General features: G+C 63.3%; 10 protein-coding genes. 6 read left to right on the top strand and 4 right to left on the bottom strand.

The annotated features are described in order from the left end of the window. Positions 1–144: 144 nt before the first annotated feature. The 3 genes from GQO94_RS18080 to GQO94_RS18070 all read right to left on the bottom strand — a co-directional run bounded on the left by GQO94_RS18080 (position 145) and on the right by GQO94_RS18070 (position 4,637). On the bottom strand, positions 145–2,595 hold the full coding sequence (locus GQO94_RS18080) for a strawberry notch-like NTP hydrolase domain-containing protein (RefSeq protein WP_156842802.1): 2,451 nt from the start codon (positions 2,593–2,595) through the stop codon (positions 145–147). Positions 2,596–2,708: 113 nt separating this feature from the next. Beyond that, on the bottom strand, positions 2,709–3,716 hold the full coding sequence (locus tag GQO94_RS18075) for an NADP-dependent oxidoreductase (protein WP_156842801.1): 1,008 nt from the start codon (positions 3,714–3,716) through the stop codon (positions 2,709–2,711). A 75-nt stretch (positions 3,717–3,791) separates the two neighbouring features. Further along, positions 3,792–4,637, bottom strand: a complete 846-nt coding sequence (locus GQO94_RS18070; protein ID WP_156842800.1) for a DUF7146 domain-containing protein — start codon at positions 4,635–4,637, stop codon at positions 3,792–3,794. Between the two features lie 593 nt (positions 4,638–5,230). On the opposite strand from GQO94_RS18070, the gene GQO94_RS18065 reads away from it, so the two are divergent. From GQO94_RS18065 to GQO94_RS18055, 3 genes are all read left to right on the top strand, one after another. Then, on the top strand, positions 5,231–6,352 hold the full coding sequence (locus tag GQO94_RS18065; protein ID WP_156842812.1) for a replication initiation protein: 1,122 nt from the start codon (positions 5,231–5,233) through the stop codon (positions 6,350–6,352). 215 nt (positions 6,353–6,567) lie between these two features. Then, on the top strand, positions 6,568–7,770 hold the full coding sequence (locus GQO94_RS18060; protein WP_156842811.1) for an AAA family ATPase: 1,203 nt from the start codon (positions 6,568–6,570) through the stop codon (positions 7,768–7,770). Between the two features lie 43 nt (positions 7,771–7,813). Further along, positions 7,814–8,848 (top strand): ParB/RepB/Spo0J family partition protein, encoded by a 1,035-nt coding sequence (locus GQO94_RS18055; RefSeq protein ID WP_156842810.1) that lies wholly within the window; start codon positions 7,814–7,816, stop codon positions 8,846–8,848. A 25-nt stretch (positions 8,849–8,873) separates the two neighbouring features. On the opposite strand, the gene GQO94_RS18050 is transcribed toward GQO94_RS18055, so the two are convergent. Beyond that, positions 8,874–9,890 carry a hypothetical protein gene (locus GQO94_RS18050; RefSeq protein ID WP_332310853.1) on the bottom strand — a complete coding sequence of 339 codons (1,017 nt, stop codon included), beginning with the start codon at positions 9,888–9,890 and terminating at the stop codon, positions 8,874–8,876. Between the two features lie 122 nt (positions 9,891–10,012). On the opposite strand from GQO94_RS18050, the gene GQO94_RS18045 reads away from it, so the two are divergent. The 3 genes from GQO94_RS18045 (at position 10,013) to mgtE (ending at position 13,391) form a co-directional block, all read left to right on the top strand. Continuing rightward, positions 10,013–11,152 carry a tyrosine-type recombinase/integrase gene (locus GQO94_RS18045; protein WP_156842799.1) on the top strand — a complete coding sequence of 380 codons (1,140 nt, stop codon included), beginning with the start codon at positions 10,013–10,015 and terminating at the stop codon, positions 11,150–11,152. A gap of 343 nt (positions 11,153–11,495) precedes the next feature. Then, on the top strand, positions 11,496–11,744 hold the full coding sequence (locus GQO94_RS18040) for a hypothetical protein (RefSeq protein WP_156842798.1): 249 nt from the start codon (positions 11,496–11,498) through the stop codon (positions 11,742–11,744). A 279-nt stretch (positions 11,745–12,023) separates the two neighbouring features. Then, the gene (gene mgtE, locus GQO94_RS18035; RefSeq protein WP_156842797.1) at positions 12,024–13,391 is read left to right on the top strand and encodes a magnesium transporter; all 1,368 of its coding nucleotides are present in this window, start codon (positions 12,024–12,026) and stop codon (positions 13,389–13,391) included. The last annotated feature ends 100 nt before the right edge of the window (positions 13,392–13,491 follow it).

The following is a 13,491-nucleotide window of genomic DNA, read 5'->3' as shown; positions in this document are numbered from 1 at the left end:
TTGGTTCCTTCGACTTGTTGAGGTCGAGGGAACCGTAATTATCTGGAGTGAAATCATGGAAAACCGAAGGAAACCTGCGCCTCCTGCCGCCACGCTCGACATAAACTGCGACTGCAAAGAATACGTCTAATGTTGAGCTCAACATTACACGTACTCACGCGGGCTCAGGTCAATTTCCAGGTTCGCGCGCTCGTCGGGCGAGAGATCGCCCAAGCGCCGATCGAGGATCGATTCCGCGGTGGTGACAAGCTGAAGAACGACCGATTGCCCGGCGGCGAGATGAGCCTTGGCGGCCGCGATGACGGTCGGTAGCTTCATGGAGAGGAGGAGCTGGCCGAAGAAGCGCTGCTTCGTCGATTCGAAGCGTGAGCGCGCCGATGCCTTGGCACCGCTGTTGAGGGTCGCATTCTCGAGCCCGTCGACCACCGCCGTCAGTTCGAGCGCGCGCTCCATGTTGCGGTGGATGATGCCCCAGGCGTCGGCATAGGCATCGTAGACCGCGATCTGCTCTCTGGTCAGCTCGTGGCGCAGGATCTCATATTCGACGCCGGCGAAGCTGAGCGCCCTCGCGGTGTAAAGGCCGAGCGCCTTCATGTCCCGGGCCACCAGTTCCATCGCCGCGATGCCGCCCTTCCGGATGCCCGCAATGAACTGCTCACGGTTGCTGAAGGCCGTTTCCGGGCCCCAGAGCCCCAATCGCACGGCATAGGCGAGGTTGTTGACGTCGGACGCGCCCGTGGCCGAGGCATAGAGGACGCGGGCGCCGGGCAGGTGGTTCTGCAGCAGCACGCCGGAAATGCCCTGCTGCGACCCCTCTTTCTTGCCCAGGGCGCCCTCGCCGCCGGCGACGCCGCCCATCTCGTGCGCCTCGTCGAAGCCGATGACGCCTTCGAAGTCCTCGCCGGCCCAGCCGATGATCTGCTGGAGGCGGCTATGATCGCCGCGCGCGGAACGAAGGGTCGGATAGGTGACGAAGAGCACGCCCTGCTCGAGCGGGATCGCCTGATCGATCTTCCAGTTGGCGAGTGGCTGGATGTCGGCGGCGAGGCCGCCAAGCGCAGTCCAGTCGCGTCGCGCATCTTCGAGGAGCGCCTCGTTCTTGGAAATCCAGATGTTGCGCCGGCGGCCGGCAAGCCAGCTGTCGAGAATGCAGGCCGCGACCTGCCGCCCCTTCCCCGCGCCCGTGCCGTCGCCGAGGAAGTAGCCCATGCGATAGGCGCGGCCGTCCGGCGCTTCCTCCAGACCGACGCCTTCCTTGGCAGGCCTGAACTTGCCGGGCAGGAACTGGTCCCAGGCGTGACCGGCATAGACGACAGTCTCGAGCTGCGAGGCCGACAGCAGGCGCTCGGAGACGGTGCGCTCGGGCAGGTTTGGCACATAAGCAGGGATCGGCCCCGCGATTGAGCCCATCGCGACCGACTCGACCAGCGCGGTCGGATGTTCGCCGGCGGCCTCGAAGGTGATCCGGCTCGGGCGATAGGGAAGATAGACGCCGACCTGGTCGAGCAGCGGCGCCGGCGTATCGAGCGGCGTGTATTGGACCGGCAGGACATTGTTGCGGACCGGCGCGTGATACGGACGCGGCTGCGCGCGATTGCTCTTCATGGCGCGGAAGAGCGAAGGGCTACTCGACCGCTTCGGAGCTGGGGCCAAGGGTGCGCCGAGAACCGCACGGTCGTGGATCGTAAGTGCGCCGATGAGGTCGCGGATCGAGCTGCGTTGGATTGTCGCGGGAATGGTCTTGCCCGGCACCTTGTCGATGACGAAGAGCCTGACGGCGATCGAGGTGCCGTGTTTGAGATAGCATTTTTCGAGCCGCACCGAAGTCTGGACGCTGACATCGCGCAAGGTCGTCTCGAAGAGATCGCGCATCCGTGCGTTGGGGCCAAACCAGTCGGGCATGATCGCAACGAGCCTGCCGCCAGTCTGGAGGCGGCGTAGCGCTGCCTGGAGATGACGGACGGCGGCATGTGCGTCGGCGCCAAGCCCGACCGAGCGGGAGAATGGCGGGTTCATGAGGATCAGGCTCGGCCGCGGCGCGGCTGCGAGGGTCGAGTTGATCGTCGCGCCGTCATGACCGGTGACGACGGCATCTGGGAATACGTCGGCGAGCCGGGCACGGCGGGCCGGCGCGTATTCGTTGAGTTGCAGCGCTGCGAAATCGCGGCAGTGCGCTACGAGAAGGCCGTTGCCCGCGCTGGGTTCGAGAATGATGTCATCGCTCTGGATGTTGGCGAGAAGGACGGCGATCGCCGCAAGATCGACGGGCGTCGAGAATTGCTGCCATTCGATCTGATCCTCGCTGCGAACGGTCTGGGTGGGCAGCCGGTCCAGGAGATCGCAGGCGGCGCCTACGTCATCGAGCGAGCGGAGGGGATAGGGTCCGAACTGGAGATGGTGCGCGAGCGCGTGTTCGAGGATCTCGAAGCTGTCACGCTGGGTCCAGAAGCCATCGGCGTCGGTCCCGCCATATCCCTCGACCATGGCAGCATTGAGGTTCGCCCGGGTGATTGGGTCGCTTGACCGGAGACGGTTGAGGAGAAGCGTGGCCGCGCGGCGTTCGGCCGCGGTGGCGGTATCGAAGAGATCGGACATGGTGGGGTCTCCGGACTGGCTGCCCCATCGGCAGCATCAGTCCTCCGATCCCCCTCCCCTTCTTATTGCGCTGGCATGGCCAGTGCCGAAGGCCGGGATGCTATCGGCGCCCGTCAGGCCGGCATCTGCACCACGATCTTGCCCTTCGCGTGCCCGGACTCGAGATGCGAGAATGCGTCGGCTATGTCGGCAAAGGGAAAAACGCGGTCGATCACCGGCTCGAGTTTCTTCTGTTCAACGAGGCCAGCGAGCTGGGTGAGCTCAGGGCCGCTCGGGTGCATGAACAAAAATCGGTAGGTGACGCCGTGCTTTCTTGCCTCCGCGCGCAGCTTGTAGCTGGCCGCCCAGAATAGCGCGGTGAGCAGCAATCCCCGGTGGAGGTCCTTTCTCGCCGTCTGGGGCTCGGGTGTCCCGGCGATCGACACGACCTTGCCGCCAGGCTTCACGACCTGAAACGATTTCATGAGGGTGTCGCCGCCGATCAGGTCGAAGACACCATCCATGTCGCGCACATGATCCTCGAAGCGCTGCGTCGTGTAGTCGATCACGACATCGGCGCCGAGGCGCTCGACCAGTTCCCTTCCCCGCGGCGAAGCCGTGGTCGTGACTTCGGCGCCGAGCCATTTGGCGATCTGAATGGCGAATGTGCCAACGCCCCCGGCTCCACCGGAGATGAAGACGCGGCTTCCCGGCTTGAGCTGCAATTCGTCGCGAAGGGCCTGAAGCGCTGTGAGGCTGGCGAGTGGCACGCCTGCGGCCGCATCGAAATCAAGTGCCGCCGGCATCCTCGCCACGAGGTTTTCCGGGACGATTGCATAGTCGGCAAACGCCCCCATGGCTTCCTTGGGCATTCGCGCGAAAATTCGGTCACCCGGAGCGAACTGCGAGCCGGCGGAGTGGGACGCTTCGACGACGCCGGCAAGCTCGTTGCCCATTGTGATCGGCAAGGAATAGCGCAGGACAGTCTTGAGCTTTCCCTCGCGCGTCTTGAAGTCGACGGGATTGAGGCCGGCCGCATGCACACGGACCAGGATCTCGCCCGGTCCGGGTTCGGGACGCGGAATCTCGCGAAGTACCGTCGCTTCCGGTCCTCCATAACCTGTCAGTACAAAGGCCTTCATGGTGGCAATCATGCCTGAAATCGGCGTTCGTTGAAAGATTCCTCGCTCCGCGAGGTTGGACGGGCGGCGTTCCTCTCAGGCAGCCATGCGTTTCTCGAGGACCTTGGCCCAATCCTTGAAGCCGCGCGGGGGCGGCATTCGTTCGATCGTGAGGCCTGGGCGAGCGTAGAGCAGCTCGGCCTGATCGGCGGCGCGGAGGCCTTCCGCGTCATTATCCTGGGCAAGGATGAGCGTTTGCACCGTCTCCGGCAGGCGGATCTGATGCAGTCGCCGCGCTCCGAGACTTGCCCAGCATGGCAGCGCATTGAGAATGGTGAAGGCGCGCGCGGTCTCGAAGCCTTCGGCGAGAGCAAGGACCGTGGCGCCCCGCCCTCCCCCTTGCCAGGCGCCCGCCGCTGGCCGACCGAGCATAAGCTTCATGCGATAGCGCGCGGTCATGGGATCGAGGAATATTCTCTGGACGGCTGTGAGGCGCTGCCCTTCCCGCACCGCCACCAGAAGAGCCGGGTGGAAGCTTGTCCAGGGTTTGGGCCGGTACGGACAGCGGGGATGGAAGCGCAGGTCGTCGTTGATCGGCGCGAGATAGCGCGAAGCCAGATAGCGTTCTGCCAGCGTGCCTTCGAGGGAAAGGGCGTCATCCCACAGTCGGCTCGCATTGCCGGATGAGACGGCAGGAGCATCGGTATAGCTGAAATGGTCGCGGATGGGCACGCGTCGGAGTTCACGCAGGACGTCTTCCCGATCGCATCCGGCGAAGCAGGTCACCAGAATGCCGCGGTCACCCTGGCGGATCGATAGGCTTGGTGTGCTGTCGGAATGCGCGGGGCAAAGGCACATTGCTGTTCTGCCGTGCCATGTGCCGCCAAGTGTGCCAACAAGATCGATGAGTTGCTGCGAAGGTCGTTCGGCTGTGAGGGCCATGATCGGCTCCTTTCACAATCTCGGCCCCCCTCCCCTTCTTCTCATGTGGTTTGGCGAATCGGTTCGGGGCGTTGTTCTTCCAAGAATCATCTTTTGATAAACGCCCGGCGCGTAAGCGGCGGGGTGATTCTTAGATTCTAATGATTCTATGATTCAGGGCCTGCAAGGCCTTGATAATGTGAAGGAAATAAGGGGTATTCCTGTCCTCGTGGGGGCATATGCCTGTCCAGTTGGGGGCGTTATCCTGTCTCCGTGGGGGATGTATCCTGTCCGTCTGGGGTAACCCTGTCCTCTTGGGGGCCGGCGCCTGTTTGGGCTTTTCGATCTCCATCAACGTGGTTTTGACGCGGTTTTTCGTGCCTTGATGCCGCTGCGCGCGACTCGCGGTGAATCCTGACATGATCGCCGAGTCGGGCGCGGATTCTATCCTGTCCGATTGGGGGCGCACTTGGAAGCATGGGTCGGCCAATCCTGTCCTGACTTGACGATCAAGGTCAGGACAGGCAGATAACGCTGCCGAGGTGTTCGAAATGGGGGAATCGGCAGATCCGATTGTAGCGACAGATGAAGAGGGAGTCTCTTCCGTTCGCTCGATGAAGGTTGCGGCGACACTCGCGCGCAAGGGCGGCGACGAATTCGCAAAGCCGGGTAAGCTAGTCGAAGTGCGCTTCGTTAGGGGTCAGTCTTTGAGTCTGACGGCCTCTCGTCTCCTCGCATTGATGATCCTGACCGCCGGGGGTGACGCTTGGCGCGACATCCCGCATCGTATGCGCAAGGCGGACATCCGTCGGGGACACAAGGGCAACGAGCGCATTGTGGATATGCTGGAGGAGCTCCATCGGACGCTCTTCGCTGAAGACGATAAGTCATGGCGAGGCAAGAGGGCCACTAAGCGTTTCAGCCTGATCCAGGCCTCTTGGGAGGAGGTTGAGGATGGGGATAAGGAGACAGGCTGGATCGAATGGCAATTCACGCCCGACGCGCGAAGGCTGATCCAGGAATCGCAGACTTATGCCGTTATGAACAGGCAGGCAGTTCTCGGATTCCGTTCGGCCTATTCCTTGAAGCTGTATGAGGAGGGCGCTCTGCGCCTCCATCGGCGGCAGCCTGTTTGGAAAGTAGATATGGTGGGGCTGCGTGCAGCGCTCGGCATCGATCCCGACAAGTATGCCGACTTTGCTCAGTTGCGCCGTAAGGTGTTGCTCGTGGCGAAGAGCGAAATCGATCAGCTCGCGCACTTTACGGTCGAATGGGTAGAGATCAGGCGGGGCAGGGCGGTCGCCGAACTCGAATTCCGTTTCGCACCGAAAGACGCGCCCGCGCAGATAGAGACGGTTGATGAGCTTGCCCGTCACTCGGCGGGACGTCAGCCGCGCAGGGACGGTACCGTTGAGAGCGTGAGTGTCGATGCAGCCGACGCGCTCCCACAGGTCGACATTCGGGCGCTCGTTTCGAACGTCGCGGAGAAGCTGGCGGCTCCGGATCGCGAGGTTCGGGCGAAGTTCGCGGTGTTTCCTTCGGGTTCAGTGAAATACGGAGCGGAGGAATTCTACGCGGTTGGTAAAGCCTCCGGTGGGGGATGGGACGTAGATCTGATCGCGGAAGCCTATCGAAAGGAAATGGGTGATCGCCTCCTTCGTTTGAGCGGGACTAAGCTCGAACGATCATGGAAAGGGTTTTGTGAGGCTTATTTTGCGCGCCGGGGACGGCCCTGATCAAAAATTGCAGCCCTGCAATTTTCTAAAATACGCCCCCAATCGGACAGGATAGAGCGCCGCTCGCCTTGGCGTTACGCAGTGAAATGGGGCTATCTGCACATCGGGCTTTTGCAAGTCAGGCATCCCTCCCTCAACTTGCGAATATCGACTTTAGATTGACGAAAAAGCGAAAGTCGAGCATCTACCCATTGAATTTCAAAAAGGGTGGATCAATGGCGTCGGCTGTGGACCAAGTTCGTGACGAGGAAAAGCTCGACGTCGCCGCTCTGGCGAGCCGATCGTCCTCGGTGTTGGAGCGCCTGCGAAGTAGTGCACGTTCAGCCCGCGCCGGTGAACGTCGCGAGCCGACCTTTCCGATCGGGAAGGCGGCTGAACTGGTAGGGCGGACAACGGCGGCGATCCGCGACGCCGAGGCGGACGGGCGATTGGTCGCCCCGCCAAGAGGGGAGAATAATCGGCGGACAGGCTACACGCTCGCTCAGCTCAATGACATGCGCGGGACATTTGGCACACGGCCGTGGCGCGAAGCGTCCGATCCTTGTTCCATCGTTGCTATCCAGAACTTCAAAGGCGGCGTGGGCAAGTCCACGGTTTCGGTGCATCTCGCGCAGTATCTCGCGATAAGGGGCTATCGAGTTCTCCTCATAGATTGTGACAGCCAGGGTTCGGCGACCACGCTGTTTGGCTATGTCCCCGATCTCGACCTCACCGAGGATGAAACACTCTATCCTTATCTCCGCGAAGGAGAGCGTGAGACGCTCGATTATGCGATCAAGAAGACCCATTTTGACGGTCTCGACCTCGTGCCTGCGAACCTCCGGCTGTTCCAATCCGAATATGAACTGGCCGCTCGAATGGCGCGAGGGCAGGGCACGCTCTTGAACCGATTGGCCCAGGGTATCGCATCGGTCAGCGACCTCTACGATGTCGTCGTGCTTGATCCGCCGCCGGCACTTGGCGCGATCTCGCTCTCCGTCCTTCGTGCCGCCAACGCGCTGGTTGTGCCGGTCCCGCCGACTGTGATGGATTTTTCATCGACGGCGGCGTTTCTCGCCATGCTTGACGAGACGATCGAAGATCTCAAATCCTATGATCTGGCGCCGCAGCTCTCGTTTCTTCGGTTCGTGGCCTCAAGGGTCGACGAGAATAAATCGATGCAGAAAGGCCTGCTCGATCTGATGCGCCAGCTCTACGGGAACGCGATGATCAGAACACCGCTCAAGGATTCGGCGGAGATCGACAACGCCACCGCTCGATTGATGACGGTCTATGAGCTTGATGGCCCGATGACGAGTAAGCAGGTGCGGGATCGCTGCCTCACCTATCTCGACGGCGTTTGCGGCGAGATTGAGGTGGATATCCGGCGCACTTGGCCAAGCCATCTCGGGCGCTTGCGGAAGGAGGGCCTCGCATGAACTTTGAAAATTGCAGCCCTGCAATTTTTTGGGGGAGGGGCCAATGAGCTCGAAAAACCTCGGCTTCATCGCTGACCTTGCTGCGGGTGTCGAGGCACCCGACAAGTCGGCCGAACGTGGGTCTCGCCTTGGCGCGGGGGTGCTTAGCGGACGCAGCAGCCGGCTTGCCGATCTTGCATCGGGCTCGGTCGTCGACAATCCGCAGCAACTCGTCGATCCGGCGCGCTGCCGCATCTGGGAGCGACATAACCGTGACTATGCGGCATTGAACCGGGACCGGTGTAACGATCTCATCGAGAGCATCATCGCGCAAGGTAAGCAGGAGGTGCCGGCTATCGTGCGTCGCTTAAGCGGCGACCCTGACTACGACTTTGAAGTGATATGCGGTGCGCGGCGGCATTGGACTGTGGCTTGGCTCCGCGCCAACAATTATCCGGACATACGATACCTCGTGGAGATTCGCAGTCTCACCGACGAGCAGGCGTTTCGGATATCCGATCTCGAGAACCGTGCACGCGAGGACCTCAGCGATGTCGAACGCGCACGCGACTATCTGCGCGCCCTCGACCTCTATTACGACGGCAAGCAGAAGAACATGGCCACGCGCCTCAACCAGTCCGAGGCTTGGCTTAGCCGCTATCTGGACCTCGCACGGTTCCCCGAGGAATTGCTTGGTGCCTTCGCGGATCCGTTCGAGCTCAAGATATCGCATGTTGGAACGCTGAAGCCGATCCTGAAGCCCCAAGAGAAGCGCGCGCTGGTCCTGGCGGAGGCCGCACGCATCGCTCAGCTTCGCCGCGAAGGGAATGCGGAGGCGCCTGCAACAGTCCCGGATGTCCTTCGAGCGCTGGTGGCTTCGACCGAAGCGCCGATTGCAAAGCCTAAAGCTGCCCCCAAGAAGACAGGATTGGAGGCAAGCGTCATTCGAACGGAGACTGGGACGCCAATTGTCCGCATCGACCGGACGGATCGGAAAGGCGTCAGCCTCACTCTACTCTGCAAGGGGGGCGGTACGCGAGCAGAGGTCGATGCCGCTCTGAAAACGCTACTGGACCAGCATTGGCCCGAACAGGGATAGGATGAACGGGGGCGCGGCCAATCCTCTAAACTGCACCCGCGCTGCGTCGCAGAAGTTCGTCGATATTCGCCATCTCTCGATCGAACGCCTCGAACACGTCCACCAATGCGCGGGTCGCTGGCGGGGGAGGGACCTCCTTGCGCGGCCGTCCACGCTTGGGCGCAGCAAAACCAAACTCGACGGCAAGGTCCGTGCTCAGGAACACGCGCCAGGTCCGCCGCTGGGTGATCTCCACAAGCAGACCGCAGTCGACGCCACGGGCCAGGAGTTTGCTCGCGCCGGCAACGCTCATGCCCAGCAGCTCCGCCAGCGACTGAGGCGAGAGCAGTGGGCGGTGATGGAGGAGGGCCGCGAGCGCCGGGAGATTGCCGGGTCGATATTCCGCGACGATCGCGCGCTGGGCCTCGCGATGAAGCTTCTCCAGTTCGTGCAACCGGGCGAGGTTTGCGGTGGCGCTTGCCTCAAGACTCCGCATCGCCGCATACCAGTCCTCGTCTCCGACGGTCCGCTTCAGCCTGAATGCCTTCACGCCGCCCGCGAGGCAGGGCAGGGGAGTGGTCACCAGCCCCTTGTCGCGCAGGGCAAAGGGAAGCGAGAGCCAGGGCAGGGCGGTGCCGTCGAGACGCGCATGCTGGCGGACCCGGTCGAGCGCGCGGATGAGCGGCGGATGGTCCGCGGCGATCTCGATCTCGCCGATCGCTGTCGGGAGCGCGTCGCGCCAGGCGAGGGGGTCGGGATCGCGAAGTGCCGCGTCCCAGGCGGGAAAGCGATCGAACAGGTCGAGGTTGGTCGACCGCAGCGGCCGGCCGGGGATTTGCAGCCCGCAGCCCCACGAAAATACGTCTATTTCGTCGATCTCGGCCGATTGCAGTTGGAGCGCGCGGGTATAGCCGCTCCAGGCGGCGCGGCGTGCCCAGGCCCCAGCCACCAAACTCACGCAAAACCGGGCATCCAGACGCGCAATGGCCGCCGTGCAGGAGGCGATCGCGGAGACCATTTTCGCGCTGTAGGCGGGGCCGTAACGGCTGTTGGAAAGAGACACGTCCACGCCGTCTTTTAACCGAGAGACCATCTCAGTCAAATTCGCTGGTATACCAAGTCGTGATAATGGAAGATTATCGCGACCCTATCATTTAAGCCGAATCGCGGCTATCGCTCGTGGCCATGGCGAAAACGGCCCTGACACGCAGGCAAAGCACGGCGCCCGCCGGCGCCGACGACGTCGTGGGCGAGGTCCGCGCGCTGGCGATCGACAAGGCTGCGATCGATCCGCAGATCATCGCGGCCGCGGCGCGCGCGTGGTCGCCCAACACGATCCGCGCGTTCCTCTCCGACATGAAGCTCTGGGATGCGTGGTGTCGGCGGGCACGGGTGCGGGCAGGGGAGGCGACCGCTGGGACCGTCGCCGCCTATATCCGCGCGCTGTCCGGCCAGGACAATGACGACGCGGCGAGAGCGACGCCGCAGCGGGCAGCCGCAACGATCGCGCGCTATCTGGTCAACATCGGTTGGGCCTATCGCATGGCGGGGCTGGGCGATCCTACGGCTGCGCCGCTGGTGCGGCTCGAGCACAAGGCGGCGCGCAAGCTTCTCGGCACGCGCCAGACCCAGGCGCGGGGCATCCGCTACAAGGGCGATGTCAGCGACCTCGACGCGCCGGCGAGCGGCGTGAGCCTGGCTATCCTCCTCAAGGCCACGCGCCGCGATCTCCTGGGCGCGCGCGACCGCGCGCTGCTGCTGGTCAACTATGATACCGGCTGCCGGCGCTCCGAGCTCGCGGCAATGCGGATCGAGCATATCGACGGGCCTGACGTCGACGGGGCAGGGGTGGTCGAGATCGGCCGCAGCAAGACCGATCAGGAAGGGCAGGGGGCTCTTGCCTATCTCTCGCCCGCGACCATGCGCGCGATCGCCAAATGGTGCGACAAGGCCGGAATCGTACGCGGGGCCCTGTTCCGGCGCGTCGAGACCTGGTTCGACGGCTCGATCCGCGGGGTTGGGGAGGAGGCGCTCAACCCCGGCACGATCACGCTGATCTACAAGCGGTTGATCCGCCAGGCGTTCGACAGGAAGCTGCTAGGCCCGATGAGCGAGGCCGAGCTCGAACGCTGGGTCGCGGCCGTGTCGAGCCATTCGATCCGGGTGGGCGTGGCCCAGGACAATTTTGCGGCCGGAGAGAGCCTGCCGGCGATCATGCAGGCGTACCGCTGGCGCGATCCCAAGACCGTGATGCGCTACGGCGCGAAACTGGCGGCCAAGAGCGGGGCAAGCGCGCGTCTCGCGAAGCGGTTCAGCGCGGAATAGGCCGCGCTTGAGCCACCATCACCGTCCGGGTCGGTTGCCGATGTCGTATAGTGGACCGACGGGCAGCCATTTTCCCTTATGGGATCGCTCCAGCGGGATCCCGCAGCGTTCGCACAGCGCAGAATATTCGCCGCCGCGCTTACCTCTTCCAATCGACGTGAGCGAAGGCCTGTGCCTTCCAAAGAAACAGAACAGCGACATTATCCAATAGTGCCAAACCAATGAGGGCTGCGGCAAGCGCAATGGCGATCGCAACGCGGTGAGTTTTGGTGCAGAACGTGATCCGCGAACCAAAGGCCAAGCTTGGCGTTAGGATGGTAAAGCCAAACCAAAAGGGCAACTCATGCGCTTCATCTTCCGGCTCGCCGGCATATCGGCGATCGCATACGGCCTCTACCGTTTCGTCACCCGAACGGGGCAACCCACACCAGCGGCATTCGCTCCGGGAGAGGCGACGCCCGGCCCAGTCGAGGTTCGCAACGCCGGGCCCGAGGCCATGGCGAGCGATATGCCGGAGTGGGACGCGACCGATGAGGCCAGTGACGAGAGCTATCCCGCCAGCGATCCGCCCTCGAGCAACAAATTCACCTGAAGTTATCAACCGGCGCAAGCCCGAAGCCATTGAGGGCGTCACCGTGAGGTGACTGGTGCTCCGCGACAGGCACTGAATAGGATGCTTGACCCGGCCGACCAATCGGATCATGTCCCCGTCCGCACCTCCGGCATCGTCCGCCGGTGCTCAACAAGGAAACCCAACCCCATGCCAAGCGACAGTAGTCGATTGTCCTTGCCGTCACGGCTGACGCTGGCCTGACCCGGATGGGTTAGCTCGCCCGCGATCCGCCGTGACGGCGGATCGAGAGGTGAGATTATGGAAAATACCCGCACCGCGCCCGGCGCGGTCGATCTGGCGCTGTTCGTCGATCTGTTCGACGCCCACGCCGCCGACATCGTGACCCGGCTCAACGAAGAAGATGCGGATACCGCGGCAGCGGTCCTTGCCCACCTGCCCCTCGAGCGCGCGATCGACACCTTCGATCGACCCGAACTCAGCCGCGCCGGCGCGCTCCTGCAGGGCCAGCCCGCGGGCCGTATCGGCGAGATCCTGAAAGGCATGGCCGACGATCGCGCTGCCGACGTTCTGCGCGAACTCGATGGCGAAGATCGCTCGCAGCTTCTGCGGCACGTCGATTTCGACAGCGCCTGGCCGCTGAAGCGGCTGCTCGCCTATCCCGAGGGCACGGCCGGCTCGCTGATGTCGACCGAATTCGTCGCGGTGCCCGCTGGCTACACGGTCGGCGAGACGCTGCGCCATATCCGCGAGGTCGAGCGCAGCCGAGAGACCGTCTACGCGATCCACGTGCTCGATCCCGAAACCCGCGCATTGGTGCGCGTCGTGACGCTTCGCCAGCTCATCACTGGCGAGGCCGGTGATGCTATCCTCGATCTGGCACCCGAGCGGGAGCCGATCACGGTCCATGCCGATATGGACCGGGAAGATGTCGCTCGGCTGATCTCGATCCACGACCTGCTCTCGGTGCCCGTGGTCAACGCGAAGGGGCAGGTTCTCGGGATCGTCACGGTCGACGACGTCATCGATGCCATTCTCGCGGAAGGCAGCGAGGACGTGCAGAAGTTCGGCGGCGTCGAAGGCGCGACCGAACCCTATCTGACGACGGGCTTCGCGGCCATGTACCGCAAGCGGGTAGGATGGCTCTGCGCGCTCTTCATCGGCGAGATGCTGACGGCAAGCGCGATGCAGCATTTCGAGGATGAGCTGGCGAAGGCGGTGGTGCTGACCCTGTTCATCCCTTTGATCATGAGCTCGGGGGGCAATTCGGGATCGCAGGCGACCTCGCTCCTGATCCGTGCGCTTGCCCTCGGGCAGATTCGGTTGCGCGACTGGTGGCGGGTGGCACTTCGCGAGGTGCCTGTCGGTATCGCGCTTGGGGCCAGTCTCGGCGCGATCGGTCTGCTGCGCATCACCGCCTGGCAGCAGTTCGGGATCTTCGACTATGGCCCGCACTGGCAGCTCATCGCCCTCACCGTGGGTGTCGGGCTGATCGGCATCGTCACTTTCGGCTCGCTCGCCGGCTCGATGCTCCCGTTTCTCCTGAAGCGGCTTGGCTTCGATCCAGCCAGTGCCTCCGCGCCCTTCGTGGCGACGCTGGTCGATGTCACCGGGCTCGTCATCTATTTCAGCGTCGCCCTGCTGATCCTGCGCGGAACCTTGCTCTGAAGGGAGATGACGAAACTTCTTTCGGGCCGGTCGTACTCAAATGGCCGAGGCCGGGCATGTCCTGGTCTCGGCGTAGCGCGGGTGGGAGCCCTTTGTTCAC

Source organism: Novosphingobium aquimarinum, assembly GCF_009746585.1.
Taxonomy (GTDB): Bacteria; Pseudomonadota; Alphaproteobacteria; order Sphingomonadales; family Sphingomonadaceae; genus Novosphingobium; species Novosphingobium aquimarinum.
This window is presented reverse-complemented; position numbering and strand designations above follow the sequence as displayed.